General features: G+C 62.9%; 25 protein-coding genes. 10 read left to right on the forward strand and 15 right to left on the reverse strand.

Features of this window, described 5'->3' with window-relative positions; translation table 11 throughout:
- Window positions 1-140 precede the first annotated feature (140 nt).
- The 8 genes from cmk to mtnA form a co-directional block, all read right to left on the reverse strand.
- On the reverse strand, window positions 141-806 hold the full coding sequence (gene cmk, locus INS93_RS12410; protein ID WP_079783982.1) for a (d)CMP kinase: 666 nt from the start codon (window positions 804-806) through the stop codon (window positions 141-143).
- Window positions 803-3043, reverse strand: a complete 2241-nt coding sequence (locus INS93_RS12415; RefSeq protein WP_192982333.1) for a bifunctional prephenate dehydrogenase/3-phosphoshikimate 1-carboxyvinyltransferase — start codon at window positions 3041-3043, stop codon at window positions 803-805. Before INS93_RS12415 ends, cmk begins: the two co-directional genes overlap by 4 nt.
- Complete coding sequence (hisC, locus tag INS93_RS12420; protein WP_192982336.1) at window positions 3040-4149, reverse strand: histidinol-phosphate transaminase; 1110 nt, start codon at window positions 4147-4149, stop codon at window positions 3040-3042. The genes INS93_RS12415 and hisC overlap by 4 nt, the downstream gene beginning before the upstream one ends.
- Before the next feature lie 39 nt (window positions 4150-4188).
- Window positions 4189-4785 carry an adenylyl-sulfate kinase gene (gene cysC, locus INS93_RS12425; RefSeq protein ID WP_319017546.1) on the reverse strand — a complete coding sequence of 199 codons (597 nt, stop codon included), beginning with the start codon at window positions 4783-4785 and terminating at the stop codon, window positions 4189-4191.
- Window positions 4786-5892, reverse strand: a complete 1107-nt coding sequence (gene pheA / locus INS93_RS12430; RefSeq protein WP_178094176.1) for a prephenate dehydratase — start codon at window positions 5890-5892, stop codon at window positions 4786-4788.
- A complete protein-coding gene (gene serC / locus INS93_RS12435) occupies window positions 5892-6977 on the reverse strand; it encodes a 3-phosphoserine/phosphohydroxythreonine transaminase (protein WP_192982338.1) in 1086 nt (361 codons plus the stop codon). Before serC ends, pheA begins: the two co-directional genes overlap by 1 nt.
- A 157-nt stretch (window positions 6978-7134) precedes the next feature.
- Window positions 7135-9903, reverse strand: coding sequence for a DNA gyrase subunit A (gene gyrA / locus INS93_RS12440; protein WP_192982341.1), 2769 nt, complete (start codon window positions 9901-9903; stop codon window positions 7135-7137).
- 347 nt (window positions 9904-10250) lie between these two features.
- Window positions 10251-11327: an S-methyl-5-thioribose-1-phosphate isomerase gene (gene mtnA / locus INS93_RS12445; protein WP_192982343.1), complete on the reverse strand. Its 1077-nt coding sequence runs from the start codon at window positions 11325-11327 to the stop codon at window positions 10251-10253.
- A 160-nt stretch (window positions 11328-11487) separates the two neighbouring features.
- Here mtnA and INS93_RS12450 point away from each other — a divergent pair, with 160 nt between their 5' ends.
- From INS93_RS12450 to INS93_RS12470, 5 genes are all read left to right on the forward strand, one after another.
- Window positions 11488-12807 carry a TRZ/ATZ family hydrolase gene (locus INS93_RS12450; RefSeq protein WP_192982345.1) on the forward strand — a complete coding sequence of 440 codons (1320 nt, stop codon included), beginning with the start codon at window positions 11488-11490 and terminating at the stop codon, window positions 12805-12807.
- A 171-nt stretch (window positions 12808-12978) separates the two neighbouring features.
- Window positions 12979-13677 carry a bifunctional 2-polyprenyl-6-hydroxyphenol methylase/3-demethylubiquinol 3-O-methyltransferase UbiG gene (gene ubiG / locus INS93_RS12455; RefSeq protein WP_192982348.1) on the forward strand — a complete coding sequence of 233 codons (699 nt, stop codon included), beginning with the start codon at window positions 12979-12981 and terminating at the stop codon, window positions 13675-13677.
- The gene (gene mupP / locus INS93_RS12460) at window positions 13677-14348 is read left to right on the forward strand and encodes an N-acetylmuramic acid 6-phosphate phosphatase MupP (protein WP_192982350.1); all 672 of its coding nucleotides are present in this window, start codon (window positions 13677-13679) and stop codon (window positions 14346-14348) included. Before ubiG ends, mupP begins: the two co-directional genes overlap by 1 nt.
- Window positions 14349-14434: 86 nt before the next feature.
- The gene (locus INS93_RS12465; RefSeq protein WP_125878914.1) at window positions 14435-15175 is read left to right on the forward strand and encodes a YciK family oxidoreductase; all 741 of its coding nucleotides are present in this window, start codon (window positions 14435-14437) and stop codon (window positions 15173-15175) included.
- 241 nt (window positions 15176-15416) lie between these two features.
- Window positions 15417-16343 (forward strand): GGDEF domain-containing protein, encoded by a 927-nt coding sequence (locus INS93_RS12470; RefSeq protein WP_192982352.1) that lies wholly within the window; start codon window positions 15417-15419, stop codon window positions 16341-16343.
- Between the two features lie 114 nt (window positions 16344-16457).
- On the opposite strand, the gene rluB is transcribed toward INS93_RS12470, so the two are convergent.
- From rluB to INS93_RS12505, 7 genes are all read right to left on the reverse strand, one after another.
- A complete protein-coding gene (rluB, locus tag INS93_RS12475) occupies window positions 16458-17615 on the reverse strand; it encodes a 23S rRNA pseudouridine(2605) synthase RluB (protein WP_160016736.1) in 1158 nt (385 codons plus the stop codon).
- 223 nt (window positions 17616-17838) lie between these two features.
- Window positions 17839-18021: a DUF1289 domain-containing protein gene (locus tag INS93_RS12480; RefSeq protein WP_192982354.1), complete on the reverse strand. Its 183-nt coding sequence runs from the start codon at window positions 18019-18021 to the stop codon at window positions 17839-17841.
- A gap of 96 nt (window positions 18022-18117) precedes the next feature.
- Entirely contained in the window at window positions 18118-18915 is a 798-nt protein-coding gene (gene scpB, locus INS93_RS12485; RefSeq protein ID WP_192982356.1) for an SMC-Scp complex subunit ScpB, read from the reverse strand.
- The gene (locus INS93_RS12490; protein WP_178094574.1) at window positions 18912-19610 is read right to left on the reverse strand and encodes a segregation and condensation protein A; all 699 of its coding nucleotides are present in this window, start codon (window positions 19608-19610) and stop codon (window positions 18912-18914) included. Before INS93_RS12490 ends, scpB begins: the two co-directional genes overlap by 4 nt.
- 140 nt (window positions 19611-19750) lie before the next feature.
- Window positions 19751-20965, reverse strand: a complete 1215-nt coding sequence (locus INS93_RS12495; RefSeq protein WP_192982358.1) for a tryptophan--tRNA ligase — start codon at window positions 20963-20965, stop codon at window positions 19751-19753.
- A gap of 71 nt (window positions 20966-21036) precedes the next feature.
- A complete protein-coding gene (locus INS93_RS12500; RefSeq protein ID WP_160016741.1) occupies window positions 21037-21663 on the reverse strand; it encodes an L-threonylcarbamoyladenylate synthase in 627 nt (208 codons plus the stop codon).
- A 13-nt stretch (window positions 21664-21676) separates the two neighbouring features.
- Window positions 21677-22543, reverse strand: a complete 867-nt coding sequence (locus INS93_RS12505; protein WP_192982359.1) for a PHP domain-containing protein — start codon at window positions 22541-22543, stop codon at window positions 21677-21679.
- Between the two features lie 117 nt (window positions 22544-22660).
- Between INS93_RS12505 and INS93_RS12510 the strand changes: the two genes are divergently transcribed.
- The 5 genes from INS93_RS12510 to INS93_RS12530 all read left to right on the forward strand — a co-directional run bounded on the left by INS93_RS12510 (window position 22661) and on the right by INS93_RS12530 (window position 26144).
- A complete protein-coding gene (locus tag INS93_RS12510; protein ID WP_003460961.1) occupies window positions 22661-22960 on the forward strand; it encodes a YciI family protein in 300 nt (99 codons plus the stop codon).
- Window positions 22961-23001: 41 nt separating this feature from the next.
- On the forward strand, window positions 23002-23376 hold the full coding sequence (locus INS93_RS12515) for a translation initiation factor 2 (IF-2, GTPase) (protein ID WP_192982361.1): 375 nt from the start codon (window positions 23002-23004) through the stop codon (window positions 23374-23376).
- Between the two features lie 3 nt (window positions 23377-23379).
- On the forward strand, window positions 23380-24057 hold the full coding sequence (locus tag INS93_RS12520) for a response regulator transcription factor (protein WP_160016744.1): 678 nt from the start codon (window positions 23380-23382) through the stop codon (window positions 24055-24057).
- 280 nt (window positions 24058-24337) lie between these two features.
- Window positions 24338-24751 carry a Spy/CpxP family protein refolding chaperone gene (locus INS93_RS12525; RefSeq protein WP_192982365.1) on the forward strand — a complete coding sequence of 138 codons (414 nt, stop codon included), beginning with the start codon at window positions 24338-24340 and terminating at the stop codon, window positions 24749-24751.
- A 64-nt stretch (window positions 24752-24815) separates the two neighbouring features.
- Window positions 24816-26144, forward strand: coding sequence for a sensor histidine kinase (locus INS93_RS12530; protein ID WP_192982367.1), 1329 nt, complete (start codon window positions 24816-24818; stop codon window positions 26142-26144).
- Window positions 26145-26146: the final 2 nt, after the last annotated feature.

Consider the following 26146-nt stretch of genomic DNA (forward strand, 5'->3'; position numbering starts at 1 on the left):
TGTTGATCAAGGGCGGGGATTCGCCCAAACCACATTCCAGACCATGTGGGTTCGTTCATGTAAAAAGAGGCCTACGGGACAAGGACTGGTCTCCCGTATGCCTCCTTGCGAGTCCGTCAGCTTATAGCAGCTGCGACTCTCTACCCGGCAAGATCGCGATCAGCGACCTCGCTCAGAATTCGTTCAAGTACCTGCTCGATGGAAAGCTCGGTGGAATCCAGCACGATTGCGTCGGCTGCCGGCTTGAGCGGAGCCACCGCGCGCTGGGTATCGCGCTCGTCGCGCGCCCGTATCTCGTCGAGAAGACTCGCGAGATTAACATCATCGCCCTTGGCCTTCAACTGCAAGTAACGGCGACGGGCACGTTCCTCGGCGCTGGCGGTCAGAAAGATCTTCAGCGGCGCGTCGGCGAACACCACGGTGCCCATGTCGCGACCGTCTGCCACCAGGCCGGGCATTTCCTGAAACGCACGCTGACGCTGCAGCAGCGCTTCGCGCACAGCAGGCAGCGAGGCGACCATGGACGCGCCCGCCCCTATCTGCTCGTTACGGATGGCGTCGGTCACCTCTTCGCCTTCGAGGATGATGCGCTTGTCGATGAACTGCACATCCAGATGTGCGGCCAGTTGCTTGAGCGACTCTTCGTTGGTCAGATCGATGCCGTGGTTGCCAGCGGCGAAGGCCAGCAGGCGATAGAGCGCACCGGAGTCGAGCAGGTTCCAGCCCAACTGTTTGGCCAGCAGCGCGCAAAGAGTGCCCTTGCCCGACCCGCTCGGCCCGTCGACGGTGATTACCGGGGCGCTCATGCGTTGCCCTCTACGGCCACATTGATACCGACTTCGGCCGCCAGAGCGAGGAAGTTGGGGAAGGAAGTGGCGACGTTGGCGCAGTCATGGATACGGATCGGCGCACTGGCGCGCAGCGAGGCGACGCTGAAGGACATGGCAATGCGGTGATCGCCATGCGCCCAGACTTCACCGCCGCCGATGGCGCCGCCTTCGATGATGATGCCGTCCGGTGTCGGCTCGGCCTTCACACCCAGCGCGACCAGGCCGTCAGCCATGACCTGGATGCGATCGGACTCTTTCACCCGCAGCTCTTCGGCGCCGCGCAACACGGTGCGACCTTCAGCACAGGCGGCGGCGACGAACAGTACCGGGAATTCATCGATGGCCAGCGGCACCAGGTCTTCCGGAATGTCGATACCCTTGAGCTTGGCCGCACGCACACGAATGTCAGCCACTGGCTCACCGCCGACTTCACGCTGATTTTCCAGGGTGATGTCGCCGCCCATCAGCTTGAGAATGTCGATCACACCAGTGCGGGTCGGGTTGATGCCAACGTGCTCGAGCACCAGTTCGGAGCCTTCAGCGATGCTGGCAGCGACCAGGAAGAATGCCGCCGAGGAAATATCCGCCGGTACTTCGATGCGCGTGGCGGTCAGCTTGTGGCCGGACTCGACGCTGGCAGTGCTGCCTTCGACGCTGACCGGATAGCCGAAGCCGCGCAGCATGCGCTCGGTGTGATCACGAGTCGGCGCCGGCTCGGTCACCGAGGTGCTACCGGCTGCGTACAAGCCGGCCAACAGCAGGCAGGATTTGACCTGGGCGCTGGCCATGGGCATTTCGTAGGCCATGCCGGTCAGGCGCTGACCACCTTTGATGGTGAGCGGCGGACGACCTTCCGGGCCAGTCTCGATCACCGCCCCCATTTCACGCAGCGGCTTGGCCACGCGATTCATCGGCCGCTTGGACAGCGAAGCATCACCGGTGAGGGTGGTGTCGAACGGCTGCGCCGCCAGCAGACCGGAGAGCAGGCGCATGGAGGTGCCGGAGTTACCCATGTACAGCGGGCCAACCGGGGCTTTCAGGCCATGCAGACCGACGCCGTGGATGGTCACGCGACCATGGTGCGGGCCTTCGATGACCACGCCCATGTCGCGGAACGCTTGCAGCGTGGCCAGGGCGTCTTCGCCTTCGAGGAAGCCTTCGACCTCGGTGGTACCTTCAGCCAGCGAACCCAGCATGATCGAGCGGTGCGAGATGGATTTGTCACCCGGTACGCGGATACGTCCAGCCAGCGAGCTACCAGGTTTTGCCAGGAAAATCAGATCGGTCGAGTGCATAGCGTCCACATAGGCCCTGCGGGCCAGAATTTTGCTGAAATGTTCGCGGGCCACGCGGGCGCGCGTGAACACGCCCAGCAGTTGATGCCCATCCCCGGCGTCGACCGCGTCGCGCAGGGCGTCGAGGTCGTCGCGAAACGTATCCAGTGTGCGTAGCACGGCCTCGCGGTTGGCGAGGAAGATATCGTGCCACATCACCGGGTCACTGCCGGCGATCCGCGTGAAGTCGCGGAAACCACCAGCGGCATAACGGAAAATTTCCAGGTTCTCGCTGCGCTTGGCCAGCGAGTCAACCAGGGTAAAGGCCAGCAGGTGCGGCAGGTGGCTGGTGGCAGCGAGCACCTGGTCGTGATGTTCGACCTCCATCGACTCGACATCCGCACCCAGCTCGCGCCACAAACCTTCGACCAGCGCCACAGCCGCTTCATCGCTGTGCTCACTGGGCGTCAGGATGACCTTATGGCGACGGAACAGCTCCGCGTTGGCCGCCTCTACCCCGCTCTGCTCGGAGCCCGCAATGGGGTGGCCGGGCACCAGACGCACAGCCTTGCCGGAAAATGCCAGGCGCGCCGCACGCACGACATTCCCCTTGGCACTACCGACGTCGGTCAATACGGCATTGCCGAGATCGATCCTGGCCAACTGGGCAAGCACCTTCTCCATGGCCAGGATAGGCACTGCCAGCTGGATGACATCAGCCCCCTGACAGGCGGCTGCAAGGTCGCTCTCGCAACGATCGACGACGCCCAACTGCACCGCCAGGCGACACGATTCCGCGTCCAGATCGACCCCCACGACCTCCCGGCACAGGCCGCGCCCACGCAGCCCCTTGGCGAAGGAACCACCGATCAGGCCGAGGCCGACCACCACCAGGCGGCCGATCTTAGGGGTATTCGATTGCACTGCAGTGACAGTCACGCCGACAGCACCTTGGCCAGTGCCTCGAGGAAACGCGCGTTCTCTTTCGGCAGGCCGATGGAGACGCGCAGGAAATTCGGCATGCGGTAACCGGCCATCGGCCGCACGATCACCCCTTCACGCAGCAGTGCCTGGTTGATCGCGGCGGTGTCGCGAGCAAAATCAACAGCGATGAAATTGCCCTTGGAGGCAATCCAGCTCAGGCCCAGGGCCCGCAAGCCCTCTTCCAGCTGCTGCATGCCGGCATCGTTCAAGCGACGACTTTCGGCCAGGTAATCGGCATCGGCCAGCGCAGCGCAGGCTGCGGCCAGCGCAAGGCTGTTTACGTTGAACGGCTGGCGCACGCGGTTGAGCACATCGGCGATGGCCGGCGAGCTGATGGCATAGCCGACACGCAACGAAGCCAGGCCGTAGGCCTTGGAGAAGGTGCGCGAGACCAGCAGGTTCGGATAGCGCGCCAGGTAATCAAGACCGTCTGGCAGCTCGTCGCCTTCGGCGTACTCGATATAGGCTTCGTCCAGCACTACCAGCACCGATTCCGGCACCTTGGCCAGAAAGGTCTCCAGTGCATCCGGGCCGAACCAGGTGCCGGTCGGGTTGTTGGGGTTGGCGATGAAGACGACGCGGGTGTTGTCGTCGATGGCGGCAAGCATCGCCTGCAGGTCGTGAGCGTAATCCTTGGCTGGCACGATCTTGCCCTGCGCGCCGACTGCCTGGGTGGCGATGGGGTATACCGCGAAGGCGTAGTCGCTGAACACGGCGTTGAGGCCGGGCGCCAGATAGGCACGGGCAACCAGCTCGAGGATGTCGTTGGAGCCATTGCCCAGGGTCACCTGCGCGGTGTCAACGCCGTAGCGAGCGGCCAAGGCAGTCTTGAGAGTGAAGCCATTGCCATCCGGGTAGCGGGTCAGTTCGTCCAGTTCAGCACGAATCGCTGCCAGCACCTTGTCACTGGGGCCAAGCGGATTCTCGTTGCTGGCCAGCTTGACGATGCCGACCGGATCGAGCCCCAGCTCACGGGCCAGTTCATCGACTGGCTTGCCAGGCACGTAGGGGGACAGCTTTTGCACGCCTGGCTGAGCCAGGGCTAGGAAATCGCAACTCATGAATGGAGGCTCTTCTCTAACGCAATACGTTTGACCAAATCACAGGGCATGACGGCTCCTGAGGTAGTCGTGGATCTGCTGCACGGCCTCTGCAACCGAACAGCTGCTGGTATCGAAACGCAATTCGGCAGCCTGCGGCGCCTCGAATGGAGAATCAAGCCCCGTGACGTTCTTGATCAGGCCGGCCCGTGCCCGTCGGTAAAGTCCCTTCGGATCACGGGCTTCGCAAACGTGCAGAGGCGTATCAATGAAGACCTCGACGAATCGACCGGGCAACAACTGACGCACAGCATCGCGATCAACACGAAAAGGCGAAATGAACGCAGCCAGCACGACCAGACCTGCATCGACCATCAATGCCGCCACCTCACCAGCACGACGAACATTCTCTTGCCGATCATGCTCGGAGAAACCCAGATCACGATTCAGACCGAGACGCAGACGATCTCCATCGAGTAGATAGGTATGCCGACCCTCGGCTTGCAGGCTGCGCTCCAGCGCTCCGGCCAGAGTCGACTTTCCCGCACCACTGAGCCCCGTGAACCAGATGACGAAAGGCTCCTGCTGCTTGCTCAGTGCCCGTTGGTTGCACTCTACAAGCGAGGAGCCCAGCGGCACCTGAAGCCCAGGCTCCACTCAAAGCACCGCCTTCGGATACGACCCCAGCACCTTCAACGCCACGGCCTCCTGCGCGAGCTTCTCCAGCACATCCTTGATCAGCGGATCGCGGTGATGTCCGACAAAGTCGATGAAGAACACGTAAGTCCACTTGCCGCTGCGCGACGGGCGGGTCTCGATGCGAGTCAGGTCGATACCGTTGTTGTGGAACGGCACCAACAACTCATGCAGCGCACCCGGTTTGTTGCGCATGGAGACGATGATCGAGGTCTTGTCGTCGCCGGTCGGCGGCACTTCCTGGCTGCCGATGATGAGAAAGCGCGTGGAGTTGTCCGGGCGATCCTCGATCTTCTCGGCCAGCTTGGTCAGGCCGTACAGGTTGGCCGCCATGTCGCCGGCAATGGCAGCGCTGTTCCACTCGCTTTTTACTCGCTTGGCCGCGTCGGCGTTGCTGGAAACCGCCACGCGCTCGACGTTCGGATAGTGCGCGTCCAACCACTTGCGGCACTGCGCCAGCGACTGGGCATGGGAGTAGATGCGGGTGATCTTGTCGGTCTTGGTGGTTTCACCGACCAGCAGATGATGGTGAATGCGCAGCTCCACCTCACCGCAGATGACCATGTCGTGCTCGAGGAAGCTGTCGAGGGTGTGGTTGATCGCGCCTTCGGTGGAGTTCTCCACCGGCACCACGCCGAAGTTGACCGCACCGGCAGCCACCTCGCGGAACACTTCGTCGATGGCCGCCATCGGCACGCTGATCACAGCGTGACCGAAGTGCTTCATCGCCGCAGCCTGGCTGAAGGTGCCTTCAGGACCGAGATAAGCGACTTTCAGCGGGTTTTCCAGCGCCAGGCAGGAAGACATGATTTCGCGGAACAACCGCGCCATTTCCTCATTGCCCAACGGCCCTCTGTTGCGCTCCATCACGCGTTTGAGCACCTGAGCTTCGCGCTCGGGGCGATAGAAGACGGGCGACTCGCCCTCCTTCAACTCCTTCATCTTCACACGGGCGACTTCTTCAGCGCAGCGCGCACGGTCGCTGATCAGCTCGAGGATACGTTCGTCGAGGTTATCGATGCGCACACGCAGCGCTTGCAGTTCCTGCTCGGAGATTACATCCGTCATTAGCCATGCTCCTTCTCGAACTCGGCCATATAGGCCACCAGCGCTTCGACCGCATCCATGCCAACAGCGTTGTAGATCGAGGCGCGCATGCCACCGACCGAACGATGCCCTTTCAGGTTGAGCAGACCGCGCGCATCGGCGCCAGCCAGGAAAGCCTTGTCCAGCTTCTCGTCAGCCAGGCGGAACGGCACGTTCATCCAGGAGCGCGCGTTATGGGCGATGGGGTTGCTGTAGAAGTCGCTGTCATCGATGGCCTTGTACAGCAGGTCCTTCTTGGCGCGGTTGATGCGTTCCATGGCCTCGACGCCGCCCTGCTCCTTCAGCCACTGGAAGACCAGGCCGGACAGGTACCAGGAATAGGTCGCCGGGGTGTTGTACATCGAACCGTTATCGGCGGAGATCTTGTAATCGAGCATGGTCGGGCAGCTGGAACGGGCGCGACCGAGCAGATCTTCACGGACGATCACCACCACCAGGCCGCTCGGGCCGATATTCTTCTGCGCACCGGCGTAGATCAGACCGAACTGCGACACATCCAGCGAGCGCGAGAGGATGTCCGAGGACATGTCCGCCACCAGCGGGATATCGCCGACCTGCGGCACCCAGTCGAACTGCAGGCCGCCGATGGTTTCGTTGCTGCAGTAATGCACGTAGGCGGCATCTTTCGACAGCTGCCAGTCGTTCTGCCCGGGAATGGCAAAGTAATCGTGCGCCTTGGCACTGGCGGCGACGTTGATGGCACCGTAACGACGCGCCTCTTCGATGGCCTTCTTCGACCAAATGCCGGTTTCGACGTAGTCGGCCACGCCGTCTTCCGGCAGCAGGTTCAGCGGAATCTCGGCGAACTGCTGGCTGGCACCGCCCTGCAGGAACAGCACCTTGTAGTCGTTGGGCACAGCGAGCAGATCACGTAGATCCTGCTCGGCCTGGCTGGCGATGGCCACGTACTCGTCGCTGCGATGGCTCATCTCCATCACCGAGAGGCCCTTGCCTTGCCAGTCGAGCATCTCGGCCTGGGCGCGTTGCAGTACAGCGGTCGGCAGCGCGGCCGGGCCGGCGCAGAAGTTAAAAGCTCGCTTGCTCACGTCTGTCTCTCTCAGATTCACAGAACGCCACCACCAGGCGATGGCATGTCCACACTGCTTGCCGATGGGTATCGCTGCGCTCAACCCACCCTACGCCCTGCGGGAGGTGCTTTAGCGGCGACCGTCGCGGCTAAAGCCCCTCCCACGGAGCCCGACTTTATTCCTCGCCGCCTTCCTCGGCGTCGGCGACTGGTGCTTCGGCGCTTTCGGCGACTTCAGCGCCCTCTTCGCCTTCGACCAGCTCGTCTTCTTCCACCGCAGTCGGCTCCTGCACACGCTCCAGGCCAACCAGGGTTTCGTCCTTGGCCAGCTTGATCAGGGTCACACCCTGAGTATTACGACCCGAGCTGGAGACTTCGTCGACACGGGTACGCACCAGAGTGCCCTGGTCGGAAATCAGCATGATTTCCTCGCCGTCCTGCACCTGGATGGCGCCGACCAGCTTGCCGTTACGCTCGCTGGTGACCATGGCGATCACGCCCTGACCACCACGACCGCGACGCGGGAACTTGCCCAGGCCGGTACGCTTGCCAAAGCCACGCTCGGAAGCGGTGAGGATCTGCGCACCGGACTCAGGAATCAGCATGGAGATCAGTTGCTGATCCTTGCCCAGGCGCATACCGCGCACACCGCGGGCGGTACGACCCATGGTGCGCACCTTGCTCTCGGCGAAGCGCAGCACCTTGCCGGCATCGGAGAACAGCATGACTTCCTTGGCGCCGTCGGTAATGGCGGCAGCGATCAGGGTGTCGCCCTCTTCCAGCTTCAGGGCGATCAGACCGGCGCTGCGCGGACGGCTGAACTGCACCAGCGGGGTCTTCTTCACGGTACCGAATGCGGTGGCCATGAAAATGAAGGCGCCAGTCGCTTCGGCGACCAGCTCAGGGGTTTCACCCTCGACTTCTTCGACTTCCTCTGCCTCGACCACTTCAACGGCTTCGCCTTCGATCACCACACCGTCGTCGTCCAGGTCTTCGTCGGCACCGGCGCTCTGCTGCAGCGCTTCGAGGTCGATCTGCAGCATCGCGGTGATGCGCTCGCCCTCATCCAGCGGCAACAGGTTGACCAGCGGACGACCGCGCGCGGCGCGCGAAGCCTCGGGAATCTCGAAGGTACGCAACCAGTACACCTTGCCCTTGCTGGAGAACAGCAGCAGGGTCGCGTGACTGTTGGCGACCAGCAGGTGCTCGACGTAGTCCTCGTCTTTCACCCCGGTGGCCGACTTGCCCTTGCCACCACGGCGCTGCGCCTCGTAGGCGGCCAGCGGCTGACTCTTCGCGTAGCCACCGTGGGAGATGGTGACGACGCGCTCTTCTTCGGTGATCAGGTCGGCAATGGTCAGATCCAGGCGCGAGGCGACGATCTCGGTGCGACGGGCATCGCCGAACTCGGCCTTGACCTTCTCCAGCTCCTCGCGGATGACTTCCATCAAGCGCTCGGGGCTGGTCAGGATGCGGATCAGCTCGCCGATCAGGCTGAGGATTTCCTGGTACTCGGCCAGCAGCTTCTCGTGCTCCAGACCGGTCAGGCGGTGCAGACGCAGCTCGAGGATGGCCTGGGCCTGTTCCGGCGACAGGTAGTACTTGCCGTCGCGCAGGCCGAACTGTGCATCCAGACCTTCAGGACGGCAGGAGTCGGCACCGGCGCGCTCGACCATGGCCTCCACGGCGGACGATTCCCAGGCCGTGGCAATCAGGCGCTCCTTGGCCTCGGCAGGAGTTGGCGAGGCCTTGATCAGCTCGATCACTGGATCGATGTTGGACAGAGCCACCGCCTGGCCTTCGAGGATGTGGCCACGCTCACGCGCCTTGCGCAGCTCGTAGACGGTACGACGAGTCACCACTTCGCGGCGGTGACGGATGAACACCTCGAGCATGTCCTTGAGGTTCATGATCTTCGGCTGACCGTCGACCAGCGCCACGACGTTGATACCGAACACGCTCTGCATCTGGGTCTGGGCGTACAGGTTGTTCAGCACCACGTCCGGCACTTCGCCACGACGCAGTTCGATCACCACGCGCATGCCGTCCTTGTCGGACTCGTCACGCAGTTCGGTGATGCCTTCGATCTTCTTCTCTTTGACCAGCTCGGCGATCTTCTCGATCAGACGCGCCTTGTTCAGCTGGTACGGCAGCTCGGTGACCACCAACTGCTGGCGACCGCCGACCTTGTCGATGTCCTCGACCTCGACGCGGGCGCGGATGTAGATGCGCCCACGGCCGGTACGATAGGCCTCGATGATGCCGGCACGGCCGTTGATGATGCCCGCGGTGGGGAAATCAGGGCCGGGGATGTACTGCATCAGGTCATCGACGGTCAGCTCGGCGTTGTCCATCAGCGCCAGGCAGCCGTCGATTACCTCGGTGAGGTTGTGCGGCGGGATGTTGGTGGCCATGCCCACGGCGATACCACTGGAGCCGTTGACCAGCAGGTTCGGCACCTTGGTCGGCATGACCGCCGGGATCTGCTCGGTGCCGTCGTAGTTGGGCACCCAGTCGACCGTTTCCTTCTCCAGATCGGCCAGCAGCTCATGCGCCAGCTTGGTCATGCGCACTTCGGTGTATCGCATGGCTGCGGCGTTGTCGCCGTCCACCGAACCGAAGTTGCCCTGGCCGTCGACCAGCAGGTAGCGCAGGGAGAAGTCCTGCGCCATACGTACGATGGTGTCATACACCGCGGTGTCGCCGTGCGGGTGGTATTTACCGATCACGTCACCGACCACGCGGGCGGATTTCTTGTAGGGCTTGTTCCAGTCGTTGCCCAGCTCGCTCATGGCGTAGAGCACACGACGGTGTACCGGTTTCAAGCCATCGCGCGCATCCGGCAGCGCACGCCCGACGATCACGCTCATCGCGTAGTCGAGGTAGGACTGTTTCAGCTCGTCTTCGATATTGACCGGGAGGATTTCTTTGGCCAGTTCGCCCATGAGAAGCCTGGTTCCTTTTTTCTGGTGAAACTCCGCGTCATTCTTCCTGAACGCCATGGAGCTCGTCGCGATAGCCTCAAGCCATCAGCGACTCACGACAAATCAACGAGTTATGTCACGATTCGATGCAGTGAAGGTGGCTGTAGTCAGCCCCCTTGAAAACTGCCGGAGATTACCACAAAGCGCGCCACACACCTACCCCGCGAACCCTCATCGAGAACCGAAGCTGGCGCGACGAAAACAGGCGAAACGACCGGCCTGCAGGAGCTGATGCACGACCAATGAGAGCAAAAGCTTCGCACCGGAGAACGGGGCTCCTACAGCGAGTAAGCTGCTGCCCGACCAGCTCAGTGCAAACGCTTGCGGCACATCAACTGCGCCAGCTTGGCGCTGTCGGGACGTTCGATCACGCCTTTCTCGGTCACTATGTAGTCGACCAGATCAGCCGGCGTCACATCAAACACCGGATTGACAGCATGCACATCCGCTGCAACCCGATGCCCCGCCACCTCCAGCAGCTCTCGACCATCGCGCTCTTCGAGCAGGATGTCTTCGCCGCTTTCCAGGCTCATGTCGATGGTCGAGCTGGGCGCCACCACCATCAGACGCACGCCATGGTGCATGGCGTTGACCGCCAACTGGTAGGTGCCGATCTTGTTGGCCACATCACCATTGGCCGTAATGCGGTCGGCCCCGACTATCACCCAGGTGATGCCCTTGGTTTTCATCAGGTGAGCGGCAGCGGCATCGGCATTGAGGCTGACCGGCACGCCGTCGCCAGCCAATTCCCAGACAGTCAGACGCGCCCCCTGCAGCCAGGGGCGGGTTTCATCGACATAAACCTGCTCGACCAAGCCTTCCAGATACGCCGCGCGGATCACCCCGAGCGCCGTACCAAAGCCGCCGGTCGCCAGCGCACCGGCATTGCAGTGAGTCAGCAGCACCTGCGGATTGCCCTGATGCTTGCGAATCAGCTCCATACCCAACTGCGCCATGGTCAGGTTGGCCTCACGGTCGCTGAGATGAATCCCCACCGCCTCGGCCTCCAGCAGCGCCAGGATGTCGTCGCCATCCTTGAGCCTCGCCAGGCGCTCACGCATACGCTGCAGGGCCCAGAACAGGTTTACCGCAGTGGGGCGCGAGCGCTCGAGACTAGCAAAATCAGCCTCCAGCTCCTCGCGCCAGTCACCACCAGCCTGCAGCCGAGCTCGGGCGCCCAGCACCAGGCCATAGGCAGCAGCGATGCCGATAGCCGGCGCGCCGCGCACCACCATGTCGCGAATCGCGTCAGCCACCTCGGTGGCAGAATCGAAACGCAACCAGGTCTGCCGATGCGGCAGCAGGCGCTGATCGAGCAGGTACAGCGCACCATCGCGCCACTCGATTGCCTGAACCTTCTCCACCGCCAGCAATTGCTCGCGCATCGCGCACTCCATCTGTCACCGCCAAAAAGTCGCGGATTATACGCAGACCGACTGAGGCCAGCCGAACAATCCGGCACCCCCTCACGACTTCAAGCTACGCGCATTCATCTATACACTGGCGCCCTTCCTCGCATCGATCAAGCCAGACGGACAATCCCCCATGCCCGAAGCCCCTCTCGACCTGCTGCTGCTGCCCACCTGGCTGGTGCCCGTTGAGCCGGCCGGGGTGGTACTGCGCGACCATGGTCTGGGCATCCGTGACGGACGCATCGCGCTGATCGCACCGCGCAGCGAAGCCATGCGCCACCCGGCAGCGGAGGTGCGAGAGCTGCCGCAATGCCTGCTCGCCCCCGGCCTGATCAACGCCCACGGCCACGCCGCGATGACGCTTTTGCGCGGCATCGCCGACGACCTTCCACTGATGACCTGGCTGCACGAACATATCTGGCCCGCTGAAGGCAAGTGGGTCGACGAGGATTTCGTTCGCGATGGCACCGATCTGGCCATCGCCGAACAGATCAAGGGCGGCATCAGCTGCTTCTCAGACATGTACTTCTACCCGCAGATCGCCGCCGAACGCGTGCACAAGGCCGGCGTTCGTGCGCAGATCACCGTTCCCGTGCTGGACTTCCCGGTACCCGGCGCACTCAACGCTGCCGAAGCGCTACGTACGGGCCTGCAACTGTTCGATGACCTCAAGCAACACCCGCGTATTCGCATCGCTTTTGGCCCCCACGCGCCTTACACGGTCAGCGACGACAAGCTCGAACAGATTCGCGTACTGGCTGACGAGCTGGATGCAGGCATTCATATGCATGTGCACGAAACCGCGCAGGAAGTGGCCGAAGCCGTCGCCAAGCACGGCGAACGCCCGCTGGCGCGCCTGGCTCGCCTCGGCCTGCTCGGCCCACGCTTCCAGGCGGTGCACATGACGCAGATCGATGACGAGGACCTGGCGCTACTGGTGGAGCACAACTGCAGCATCGTGCATTGTCCTGAGTCCAACCTCAAACTGGCCAGCGGCTTCTGCCCGGTCGAACGCCTGTGGCAGGCTGGGGTCAACGTCGCCATCGGCACCGATGGCGCCGCAAGCAACAACGACCTCGACCTGCTCGGCGAAACCCGCACCGCCGCCCTGCTGGCCAAGGCCGTCGCCGGCTCCGCCACCGCCCTGAACGCTCACAGCGCCTTGCGCATGGCCACCCTCAATGGCGCCCGCGCACTGGGACTGGAAACACAGACCGGCTCGCTGGAACCGGGCAAGCTGGCCGATGTGGTCGCCTTCGACCTTTCCGGCCTGGCTCAGCAACCGATCTACGACCCGGTATCGCAGCTCATCTATGCCAGCGGCCGCGACTGCGTGAAGCATGTGTGGGTTGGCGGCAAGCAGCTGCTGGATGACGGCCGCCTGACCCGCATGGACGAAAGCGAACTGATCGCCAAGGCCAAGGAATGGGGAGCCAGGATTGCCAAAAGGTAGCCCGGATGAAATCCGGGAAGAATGCAGCCGCCCCCGGATTGCATCCGGCTACGCTGACGAAACGACTGCGACAAACTGACATACATTGAACGAACCCGCGCCGCCCCACGCCCGTTCTTAAACTGGCAACATAGCGGCGATACGCTTTCCCTGCTTTGAATAGAGATGCTTATGAGCAACGTCGACCGCGCCGAAATCGCCAAATTCGAGGCCCTGGCACACCGCTGGTGGGACCGCGAAAGCGAGTTCAAACCCCTGCACGACATCAACCCGCTACGAGTCAACTGGATCGACGAGCGTGTCGACCTGGCCGGCAAACGGGTACTGGACGTCGGTTGCGGCGGTGGCATCCTCAGTGAGGCCATGGCCCAGCGCGGCGCAACGGTGATGGGCATCGACATGGGCGAAGCGCCGCTGTCGGTCGCCCAGTTGCACCAGTTGGAGTCCGGCGTCGAAGTCGACTACCGGCAGATCACCGCCGAAGCGCTGGCCGAGGAGATGCCGGGCCAGTTCGACGTCGTCACCTGCCTGGAAATGCTTGAGCACGTACCCGATCCCTCTTCGGTCATCCGCGCCTGCCACAGGCTGGTAAAACCGGGCGGCCAGGTGTTCTTCTCCACCATCAACCGCAACCCCAAGGCGTACCTGTTCGCGGTGATCGGCGCCGAATACATCCTGCGCCTGCTGCCACGCGGCACCCACGATTTCAAGAAGTTCATCCGCCCCTCTGAACTGGGCGCCTGGAGCCGCGCGGCAGGGCTGGAGGTCAAGGACATTATCGGCCTGACCTACAACCCGCTGACCAAGCACTACAAGCTGGAAGCCGACGTCGACGTCAACTACATGATCCAGACGCTGAGGAAAGACTGATGCGTTTGCGCGCTGTACTGTTCGACATGGACGGCACCCTGCTTGACTCGGCGCCGGACTTCATCGCCATCACCCAGGCCATGCGCGCCAAACGCGGCCTGCCGCCACTGGCCGACAAGACCATACGCGACCAGGTATCCGGTGGCGCACGCGCCATGGTCGCCTGCGCCTTCGATGAAGACCCGGACTCCGCCGCGTTCGAAGCCCTGCGCCAGGAATTCCTGGAGCGCTACCAGCAACACTGCGCAGTCCTCACCCGCCCGTTCGACGGCATCGAAGCCCTGCTCGACGACATTGAACAGGCGCGCCTGTTGTGGGGCGTCGCCACCAACAAACCGGTGCGTTACGCCGAGCCGATCATGCAAGGTCTGAATCTGGCCGAGCGCTCGGCCGTACTGGTCTGCCCCGACCATGTCGAGCAAAGCAAACCCGCACCGGACATGCTGCTGCTCGCCTGCCAGCAGATGGGCGTCAAACCCGAGGAAGTGCTGTTCATCGGTGACGACGCGCGCGACATCGAATCCGGCCGCGCCGCCGGCTGCCGCACGGCGGCGGTGACCTACGGTTATATCCACCCCGAGGACAACCCACGCAACTGGGGCGCCGACGTGGTCGTGGACCACCCCCAGGAACTGCGTGCGGTGCTCGATCGCGCTCTGTGCAGTTGCTGATCGCGCAGGACGGGTGAAACCCGTCACTCTCCAATTTGGCGGGTTTCACCCGCCCTACCCTCAAGAGTTCTCCGAAGGATCCTCACATGTTCGACTACACCGCCCGCCCTGACCTGCTCAAGGATCGCGTCATCCTGATCACCGGTGCCGGCCGCGGTATCGGCGCGGCCGCCGCCAAGAGCTTCGCCGCCCACGGCGCCACGGTGCTGCTGCTGGGCAAGACCGAAGCCAACCTGAGCCAGGTTTATGACGAAATCGAGGCAGCTGGTCACCCGCAGCCGGTGGTGATTCCCTTCAACCTGGAAACCGCCCTGCCGCACCAGTACGACGAACTGTCGGTGATGATCGAGAACGAGTTTGGCCGCCTCGATGGCCTGCTGCACAATGCCTCGATCCTCGGTCCGCGCACGCCACTGGAGCAACTGTCCGGCGACAACTTCATGCGTGTGATGCACGTGAACGTCAACGCCATGTTCATGCTCAGCAGCACCCTGCTGCCGCTGCTCAAACTGTCGGAGGACGCCTCCGTCGCCTTCACCTCCAGCAGCGTCGGCCGAAAGGGCCGCGCCTACTGGGGCGCCTACGCGGTATCGAAATTCGCCACCGAGGGCCTGATGCAGGTCATGGCTGACGAGCTGGACGGCATCGCCAACGTGCGCGCCAACAGCATCAATCCGGGCGCGACCCGCACCGCAATGCGCGCCCAGGCCTACCCGGGGGAAAACCCGGCGACCCGCCCACTGCCGGAAGAGATCATGCCGCTTTATCTCTACCTGATGGGCCCCGACAGCAAGGGCGTCAACGGCCAGGCGTTCGACGCCCAGTGATTACCTGTCATGGCCTGCCGCCAGTCAGCGGGCCATCGCCGACAAAAATCCGCCACTGACCTTGCCAGGCGGCAGCACATTGCCAGTATCACCGCCAGGCAACTGGCAAGCACTTGCCGATCAGCACTTTAAAAAACATCTAAGTGACTGACTTCACAAGACTTTAATCCCACTTGAACCACCTGGCACGAAATTCGCTCTAACCCTCTCGTCGCACCATCAGCGCCAGAGGTTCAGCTCCATGGTTCCCCCCAGCCAGTCCAACACCATCGATTTCGACGCTGCCAAGCTGCAGCGTCTCGGCTTTACCGGCAGTCGCAATTTGCCGCTAAAGCCCGCCAGCCTGATAGAGCTGCGCCACCAATTGAGTCTGCAACTGCAGACCAGCCTGGACGTGGAACGAATCCTCACTCTGTTCTTTCGCGAGGTGCAGCGCCTGGTGCCGCTCGATGCACTGGCTTTCCAGCATCCGTCGCACGACCTGCGCCTCGAGCTGGGCGAGCGCGCGCCCCACTCGGCCGGCTATCGCCTGAGCCATGAGGGGGAATACCTGGGCGAGCTGATTTTCCGCCGCAAGCAACGCTTTGCCGAAGACGAACTGATCCAGCTGGAAGCGCTGCTGGCGAGCCTGCTGTTCCCGCTGCGCAATGCCCTGCTCTACCGCACCGCGCTGCAAAGTGCGCTGCGCGACCCACTGACCGACACCGGCAACCGCATCGCCATGGACCAGGTGCTGCAGCGCGAGGTGGATCTGGCCCGCCGCAATCTGCAACCGCTGTCGCTGCTGATGCTCGACATCGACCACTTCAAGAGCATCAACGACAACCATGGCCACACGCTTGGCGACGAAGTACTGAAAGCGGTCGCTCAGACCCTGAAGAACCAGTTGCGCAATATCGATATGGTCTTTCGCTACGGTGGTGAGGAGTTTCTGGTGATTCTCTCCGGCACCAACCGCGAGGGCGCTGCGCTGGTAGGCGAGCGTTTGCGCTTTGCAGTGATGGAGCTGCAATGCCTGGATGCTGGCCGCGCCATCGACGTTTCCATCAGTCTGGGCTGCTCCAGCCTGCTGCCGGGCGAGTCCGCCGAAAGCCTGCTGCGCCGCGCCGATAACGCGCTCTATGTGGCCAAGCGCGAAGGCCGCAATCGCCTGTCCATGGCAGGCTGAGAGGCCGCCCTGTGTAGCCCGGATGAAATCCGGGAATGCTCTGAAGGCAATGGCTCACTACATCCGGGACAGCAGAATGAAAAAAGGGACTCCGCGGAGTCCCTTTTTCGTATCTCAGCGCTTGCGGCCGAAACCGGGGCGCTGGCCATCACCGGCGGGCGGACGCTTGCCGGGCGTTGCCGGACGCGGCTTGCGCGCCGGACGCTCGGACAACTCGACGGCCGGGCGCGGCTGACGCTTCTTCACATCGCTCGGACGCTCCGCTACCGGCGTGCCGCGACCGTTTTCACGACGCTCGCCACTGTCCTTGCGCGGGCCGCGCGGCGCGCGCTGCTCACCATCCTCGCGGCGCGGTGCACGGCTCGGGCGAGCATTTTCTGCGCCTGCCTGGTCCTTCGCCGGGCGCAGCACACGCTTGCCGCGCACCTCCACCGGTTTGGCGGACTTGCGCTGCAGGCGGTCGAGCTTCTCGCGGGTCTTTTCCTTCATCGCTGGCAGCGCCTGCGGGGTCAGGCCCACTTCGGCACTGAGAATGTCCACTTCACGCTGGTCCATCTCGCGCCAGCGACCCATGGTCAACTCGGAAGTGAGGAACACCGGACCAAAACGCACGCGTTTCAGGCGACTGACCACCAGGCCCTGGGACTCCCACAGGCGACGCACCTCGCGGTTACGCCCTTCCATCACCACGCAGTGATACCAGTGGTTGAAGCCCTCGCCGCCAGGCGCTTCCTTGATGTCGGTGAACTTGGCCGGACCATCTTCGAGCATTACGCCGTTCTTGAGGTTCTCCAGCATTTCCTCGGTCACTTCGCCCCGTACACGCACCGCGTATTCGCGGTCCATCTGGTAGGACGGGTGCATCAGGCGGTTGGCCAGCTCGCCGTCAGTGGTGAACAGCAACAGACCGGTGGTGTTGATATCGAGGCGACCGATATTGATCCAGCGGCCCTCTTTCGGACGCGGCAGGCGATCGAATACGGTGGGGCGACCTTCCGGGTCGTCACGTGTGCAGATCTCGCCGTCCGGCTTGTTGTAGATCAGCACGCGGCGAACCGAACCGGTAATTTCTTCGCGCTTGAGCAAGCGGCCATCGAGGGCGATGGCGTCGTTGGCATCGACACGCTGCCCCAGGGTCGCCGCAGCACCATTGACCTTGACCCGACCCTCGGTGATCCAGGTCTCGATCTCGCGACGCGAAGCAAGCCCGAGGCGGGCCAGGACTTTCTGCAGTTTCTCGCCTGCAGGACGCGGTTGTTCGTGCTCAGTCATCTTGGGCACCTCCCGGTGTAGTAGTTGATGATCGAAGGGCGCGCATCATACGCGCTGTAGAGCCCATAGGGTAGACGATACTGCGGCATTCGCCTGGTAGAAGCAGGAACACCGCACCGGATCGCAGGAGCCCCGCCCCGGGGCGAAGCTTTTGCGCACAAGCCTTGTACTATCGACGTCCCCGCCATTCACCTCGAGACGCGGCTCCTACACGAATGGGCGCTCAATACTTGCGCCTCCCGGTCGCCTCCAGCGCCAGCAAGCGCATATCGGCCTCGGCCAACAGCGCCAGGCGCTCACTCTTGTCCAGGCGTTTCCAGCCTTTGATTTCCTCACGGCTGCGGCCACAGCCCAGGCAGATATCGCGTTCGAACTCACAGACCTTGATGCAGGGACTCTTGCTCACTGGATCGCCTCGAACAGAAAGAATCGAATGCGCGCAGGATAAGGGCCTGAAACCGGCAAGAGAGATTGAAGTATTCGATACCCGGCTTAAACGCTGTCAATGCAACGATTCATCGCCGTCCAGGTCGGCGAGATCGTCTTCGACCGCTTCATCCTCTTCGTCCTCTACCAGACGCAAGTCATCGAAGTCGGTCTTGAGCCCCTGCTCCATGTCGTCCAGCTCGGCCAGCAGGCTGCGGAAGCTGGTTTCCTCACGCGGCTCGGCAGCTTCGCCGTCTTCCTGCAAGGCCAGATCGGCACGCGCCTGCAGGCCTGCCGGCACTTCGGCGTCATCATCCAGCGCCAGTTCAGGCTCCGGCTCCAACTCGCGCAAGGCAGCGAGCGGCGGCAGTTCGTCAAGGCTTTTCAGGTTGAAGTGATCGAGAAAACCCTTGGTGGTGGCGAACATCGCCGGGCGCCCCGGCACGTCGCGATAGCCCACCACGCGAATCCACTCGCGCTCCAGCAGGGTCTTGGTGATGTTGCTGTTGACCGCCACGCCGCGCACGTCCTCGATCTCGCCACGGGTGATGGGCTGGCGATAGGCGATCAGCGCCAGGGTTTCCAGCAGTGCACGGGAATAACGCTGCGGGCGCTCCTCCCAGAGCCTGCCGACCCAAGGCGCGAAGCGCTCGCGCACCTGCAGGCGGTAACCCGAAGCCACTTCTTTCAACTCGAAGGCGCGCCCTTCGCAGGACTGACGCAGGAGTTCCAGCGCTGCCTTGAATTGCTCGGGCTCGGGCCGTTCGCCCTCTTCGAACAGCTCGAAGAGACGCTCGAGCGACTGCGCCTTACCAGAAGCCAGCAGAAAGGCCTCGAGCAATTGGGCCAGGTCTTTGGGGTCGTTCAGGTTCATTCGGCACGGGCTCGGACGTGGATGGCGGCGAAGGGTTCATTCTGCACCAGCTCGACCAGGGATTCCTTGATCAATTCGAGCACCGCCATGAAGGTCACCACCACGCCAAGCCGGCCCTCTTCGGCGGCGAACAGCTCGACGAAAGGCACGAAAGCGCCGCCCTTGAGGCGCTCCAGCACTTCACTCATGCGCTCGCGGGTGGACAGCGCCTCGCGGGTGACCTGGTGGCTTTCGAACATGTCGGCGCGGCGCAGCACCTCGGCCATCGACAGCAACACTTCCTCCAGGCTGACGTCCGGCAACAGCTTGCGTGCGCGAGCTTCGGGCGCATCCAGTTTCGGCACGGTCAGGTCGCGGCCGACGCGCGGCAGTTCGTCGATACCTTCGGCAGCGGCCTTGAAGCGCTCGTACTCCTGCAGGCGGCGGATCAGCTCGGCACGCGGGTCGTCTTCCTCCTCCTCGGCCTCGGTCGAGCGCGGCAGCAGCATGCGCGACTTGATCTCGGCAAGCATGGCGGCCATGACCAGGTATTCGGCGGCCAGCTCCAGGCGCACCGTATGCATGAGTTCGACATAGCCCATGTACTGCTTGGTGATCTCGGCAACGGGGATATCGAGGATGTCGATGTTCTGCTTGCGGATCAGATACAGCAGCAAGTCCAGCGGCCCCTCGAACGCTTCGAGGAAGACTTCCAGGGCATCCGGAGGAATGTACAGGTCCAGCGGCAGCTCGGTGACCGCCTCACCGTAAACCAGGGCGAACGGCAGCTCCTGCTGGGCGCCGGCCTGGCTGTCCGGGACTGGTGCGGCGGGCTCACTCATCGACTGGCGCTCCTTCAACGATAATTCAGACCCATGGCCATGCGTACTTCGGCCAGGGTTTCACGCGCTTCGTCACGCGCCCGTTCGGCGCCTTCGGCGAGGATGCTGCGCACCAGGTCCGGGCTATCCTCATAGTCGACGGCCCGCTGCTGCAGGGGCGCCAGCTCGCTCTGCAGCGAGGAGCACAGCGCGCTCTTGCAGTCGAGGCAACCAATCGAGGCGCTGCGGCAGCCCTCGATCACCCAGTGCAACTGCTCGTCAGTGGAATACAGCTGGTGCAGCGGCCAGACCGGGCAACGTTGCGGCTCACCCGGATCGTCACGGTGCACCCGAGCTGGATCGGTGGGCATGCGCCGCAGTTTTTCCTCGAGCTCGGCATCGCTATCGCGTAGGAATATCGCATTGCCACTGGACTTGGCCATCTTCTGCCCGTCCAGGCCAGGCACGCGCGAAAACTCGGCAAGAATCGGCTGCGGCTCGCTCAGGATCACCTTGCCGCCACCTTCCAGGTAGCCGTACAGGCGCTCCTGATCGCCCAGGGTGATGCTGCTCTGCTCCTTGAGCAAGGCCCGCGCCGTCTCCAGCGCTTGTGCGTCACCCTGCTCCTGATAGGCCTTGCGCAGGTTGCTGTAGAGCTTGCCGAGCTTCTTGCCCAGCTTGCCGACAGCAGCTTCGGCCTTCAGCTCGAAATCCGGCTCGCTGCCGTACAGGTGATTGAAGCGGCGCGCCACTTCACGGGCAAATTCGATGTGGGGGAGCTGATCGGCACCGACTGGAACCTGTCCCGCGCGGTACAGCAAAATATCTGCCGCCTGCAGCAAGGGGTAACCGAGAAAGCCGTAGGTGGACAGGTCCTTGCCACTCTGATGCTCCTGCTGCTCCTTGTAGGACGGCACGCGCTCGAGCCAGCTGAGTGGGCAGATCATCGACAGCAGCAGATGCAGCTCGGCATGTTCCGGCACCTGCGACTGCACGAACATTGTTGCGGAGCTGGGGCTTACGCCTGCAGCCAGCCAGTCCACCGCCATATCCATGACGTGCTGGGAAAGCTGGCCTGCATCGGCGTATTCGGTGGTCAGGGCATGCCAGTCGACGATACAGAAGAAGCAGTCGTACTCATGCTGCAACCTGACCCAGTTTTTCAGCACACCGTGGTAGTGCCCGAGATGAAGACGACCGCTGGGACGCATCCCTGACAGCACCCGACGTTCGGAGTCGTTAAGGCTCAAACCGTTCTATCCAAAATCCAGACAAGGCCACGGAGTATAGGGCAGCTACATCCACAACGGAAAAGACGGTGTCAGAGATCGTTGAACGGCGTCGGGTCGCCGCAACCGACGCGCAGAACTTCCGGGCTGTCGTCAGCAAGATTGACCACGGTGGACGCTTCCAGCCCGCCAAAACCACCGTCGATGATCAGGTCGACATGGTGTTCGAGAATCTGGCGCATTTCGTAAGGGTCGGACATTGGCAGCTCGTCGCCCGGCATGATCAGGCTGACGCTCATCAGCGGCTCGCCCAATTGCTCCAGCAAGGCCAGCGCTATCGGGTGGCTGGGTACGCGGATGCCGATGGTGCGACGCTTGGGGTGCAGCAGCATCCGAGGTACTTCGCGGGTGGCATTGAGGATGAAGGTGTAGGGACCCGGGGTGTGATTCTTCAACAGGCGGAAGGCCGCAGTGTCGACCTTTGCAAACAGCCCTATCTGCGAGAGATCGCGGCAAACCAGGGTGAAGTTGTGCTTGTCGTCGAGCTGACGCAGGCGACGAATGCGCTCTACCGCATTCTTGTCACCGATCATGCAGCCCAGCGCATAGGAGGAGTCGGTCGGATAGACCACCACGCCGCCGCCACGAATGATTTCCACGGCCTGTTTTATCAGGCGTGCCTGTGGGTTTTCCGGGTGAACCTGGAAAAATTGACTCACACTTGCTCCCAGCTCATGAAGTGACAGCGGATGGCTGTGCATGTTCGAAGCGCTCCCAGAGCGCAGTCAGGTCATCAGGCAACGGGCGATACATGCCCAATTCGGACCAGTCGCCAGGCGCATGGAAATCGCTGCCGACACTGGCCATCAAGCCGAACTCGCGCGCCAGAATCGCCAAACCTCCGACTTGTTCAGCGGGCTGCATGCCATTGACCACTTCCAGGGCATGACCGCCAGCCGCCGCGAAATCGGCCACCAGACGTCGACGCTTACTGCGAGTAAAGTCGTACTGCCACGGGTGCGCCAGGCTGATCCAGGCTCTGGCCGAACGCAGGGTGGCGATGGTTTCCTCCAGCATAGGCCAGTGCTGCTTGACGTCACCCAACTTTCCCGAGCCCAGCCACTTGCGAAACGCCTCGGCGCGATCACGCACATGGCCGGCGCGCACGAGAAATTCGGCGAAATGTGGCCGGGCCGGCGCATTACCGCTATCGCCCAGCTCCTGCTGAACAGCCCGCGCGCCCTCCAGAGCGCCTGGCATACCTTTGGCCGCGAGGCGTCGGTCGATTTCTTCAGCACGCTGCCAACGTCCATGGTGCAAGGCATCGATGGCAGCACACAGCGCCGGCGCCTCACGCTCGAAGGCATAGCCCAACACGTGGATGGTCGCTCCACCCCAGGTGCAGGAAAGCTCGATGCCATTGATCAGTTGCATATTCAGAGCCGCTGCTGCGCGGCCTGCTTCATCGAGCCCTTCCAGGGTGTCGTGATCGGTCAGTGCCAGCAGCCGCACGCCACGCTCGTGCGCCCGGGCCACCAGTACGGCGGGGGCCAGGGCGCCATCGGAGGCGGTGCTGTGGCAGTGCAGATCGACAATCATGGCGGCGCTTTCGTTGAGATTGATGTTTGTTATTATGCCCCACATCCGCGCCAAGGCTGTTACCGCGTGGCGAAAATGCTTCATCCCTCCCCGCTTCGACCCTAAATAAGGATTGAGATGCTCTACGCCATCATCGCCACCGACGTCGAAAACTCCCTGGAAAATCGTCTGGCCACCCGCCCTGCTCACCTCGCTCGTTTGGAGCAGTTGAAGCAGGAAGGTCGCCTGCTGCTGGCCGGCCCTCACCCGGCCATCGACAGCAATGATCCAGGCCCGGCGGGCTTCAGCGGCAGCCTGGTGGTTGCCGAGTTCGACTCCCTTGAAGCTGCCCAACAATGGGCCGATGCCGACCCGTACCGCACAGCCGGCGTGTATGCCAACGTTTTGGTCAAACCCTTCAAGAAAGTACTGCCCTGACGAAGTGCCACCCACGCTGCTTTCGCACACAAGGAATCGCGATGCGCTCGATCCCGCTGTCCCTGCTGGTCACCGTGATGCTGACCTGTGCTTCGGCACAGGCAGAAGAACAACCCGCTCAGCCGTCTGTCCCGGCAGCCACGCTCGACAGCCAGGTGTTGGAACAGCGCCTGGCGCAGAGTGAGCAACTGCGCAATGAGCAGGAAGCGAGCAGCACCGTGCAATTGCAGCGCCTGCGCCAGGAAAATCAGCGCCTGCGCTTGCAGCTCAAGGAGAGCCAGGCGCAGGCTCAACCCCGGCTGCTCAGCGAGGAACAGACCTGGTTCGCCCTGGGCGCCGCCCTGAGCCTGATCTCGATGCTATTCGGCGTCCTGTTGCGTGGCTCTCGCAAGACTCGTCGCGAGTGGATCAACTGAGCCATGAACCGCCTGCTGCTGATCGATGATGACCAGGAACTCTGCGAACTGCTTACTCGCTGGCTGACCCAGGAAGGTTTTCAGGTCACCGCTTGCCACGAAGCCGGCGGCGCGCGTCATGCACTTGCCGCACAGACGCCTGATGCGGTGGTGCTGGATGTCATGCTGCCAGACGGCAGCGGCCTGGAGTTACTCAGGCAATTGCGTGGCGAGCATCCGGACCTCCCGGTACTGATGCTCTCCGCCCGCGGTGAACCGCTGGATCGCATCATCGGCCTGGAGCTGGGCGCCGATGACTACCTGGCCAAGCCCTGTGACCCTCGCGAGCTGACCGCACGCCTGCGTGCCGTTCTGCGCCGCACCGTGCCCGCACCGGCCAGCAGCCAACTGGAGCTGGGCGATCTCAGCTTCAGTCCCAATCGCGGGGTGGTCAGCATTGGCGAACATGACGTTCCCCTGACGCTTTCCGAAAGCCGCCTGCTCGAAGCCCTGCTGCGCCAACCCGGCGAGCCGGTGGATAAACAGGCATTGGCGCAACTCGCCCTGGGCCGCAAATTGACCCTGTATGACCGCAGCCTGGACATGCACGTCAGCAACCTGCGCAAGAAGATCGGCCCGCACCCGGATGGCCGCCCACGCATTCTCGCCCTGCGCAGCCGCGGCTATTACTACGCGCAGTGAGTGCTCCCTGGCGCAGCGTAAATAACCCGCAACATTGCCTTTACCCAAGCTTTACCCACGGCTGACTGCCCTTGACCTTGACCGCCGCATAATGAGCCCATCCGGTACTTACCGGCCTCGGAACCTGTTTACGACCTGCTGCGCGTCGGCCCTGCTGCGTTGAAAACAGACTCGGAATGCTCATGTACAACAGTACACTCCGCTTCCTCGTCTGTTTTCGCCTTGCATGACTCTAGCTCGCTAGATCGTAAAACAGGTTCTCAAGACAAGGAGAATCACCATGCGCAAGACCCTTACCGCCCTGCTGCTCGCTGCCACCCTGCCGACCCTGGCATTCGCCATGCCCATGCATGACGGCAGCCCTCGCCACCATGATCGCGACCATGGCATGTTCAAGGAGCTGAACCTGAGCAAGGAACAGCGCCAGGAGTTTCGCAAGCTGATGGGCGAGCAGATGAAGACCCATCGCGACATCACCAAGCGCTACCTGGACAAGCTGCCGGAAGCCGAAAAGCAGGCCATGAAGAAGGAACTGGACAAAGCCCGCGCCGACCAGCACAAGGCCCTGCGTGACCTGCTCAACCCCGAGCAGCAGAAAGCCTTCGACGAGCACCAGAAGAAAATGGAAGCTCGCCGCGCGGAAATGGCCGAATTCAAGGCCTGGAAGGCCGAGAAGGACAGCAAAGGCAACTGATCGACTCCCCCTAGACCCGCCGCCGCGCTCCCTGAGCCCGGCGGCTTTTGCATGAGGAATAACCGTGCGTTCACTGTTCTGGCGCATTCTGGCGACCTTCTGGCTGGGCATCGCTCTGGTGGCCGCTCTGTCGCTGCTGCTTGGCCGCGCCCTGAATCAGGACGCCTGGATTCTGAGCCTGCACCCGGGCCTTGATGATCTCGATAGCAAGTGGGTCAAGCGTTATGAACAGCAAGGGCCAGCAGCCGCCCAGGACTTTCTCGAACAGCGCAAGCGCAAGTACCGTATCGACACTCAGGTGCTTGGCGAGAGTGGCCAGCAACTGGTCAAAGGCACCTTTCCGTCCCGTGCCGCCGCCTTCGAGGCGCGTCACGGCGACGACCGTCGCTTGCCATGGCGGCGCCTGACCGCCGAATACACCAGCCCGGAAAGCGGCGAAAGCTACCTGTTCATCTACCGTATTCCACACCCGGAGCTAGCAGCCTGGCACCGTGGCAGCCTGTTCTGGCCACTGAGCGCCATCGTCATCGCCCTGGTGGTGCTAACGCTGTTCAGCCTGATGCTGACACTGTCGATCACCCGTCCGCTGGATCGCCTGCGCGGTGCCGTACATGATCTCGGCCAGACCGCCTACCAACAGAACAGCCTGGCTCGTCTGGCCACGCGCCGCGACGAGCTGGGCCTGCTGGCCAAGGACTTCAATCGCATGGGTGAGCGACTGCAAGGCTTGATCGGCAGCCAGCGCCAGCTGCTACGCGATGTTTCTCACGAACTGCGCTCGCCCCTGGCGCGCCTGCGTATTGCACTGGCACTGGCGGAGCGCGCCGATGCTGCGGAACGAGAAAGGCTCTGGCCTCGTCTGAGTCAGGAGTGTGATCGACTGGAAGCACTGATCAGCGAAATTCTTGCCCTGGCCCGCCTGGACGCGGACCCGGGTGCCGCGCAGCCCGTCGATCTGGCCGCCCTGCTCGGCAACCTGCAGGAAGACGCTCGCCTGACCGCCCCGCAACAACAGCTGCAGATCGATCTCGACCCACGCGCACGCCTGGAAGGCTGGCCAGACATGCTCGAGCGCGCGCTGGACAACCTGCTACGCAATGCCTTGCGTTTCAGCCCAGCGGATCAACCTGTCCTCATCAGCGTGCAAAGCCAGGGGCACAGCGTAACGCTGAGCGTGCGCGATCACGGACCTGGGGTCGCCAGCGAATACCTGGGGCAACTGGGTAAACCGTTCTTCCGCGCACCGGGCCAGAATGGCTCCGGCCATGGCCTCGGCCTGGCCATCGCACGCCGGGCGGCGCAGCGTCACGGTGGTGAACTGCTGCTGAACAACCACCCGGAAGGGGGCTTCATCGCCACGCTCAGCCTGCCGGCAAAACAGCAGGCAAGCTGAAT

The sequence above is a fragment of the Pseudomonas sp. EggHat1 genome, assembly GCF_014892995.1.
Taxonomy (GTDB): Bacteria; Pseudomonadota; Gammaproteobacteria; order Pseudomonadales; family Pseudomonadaceae; genus Aquipseudomonas; species Aquipseudomonas chaetocerotis.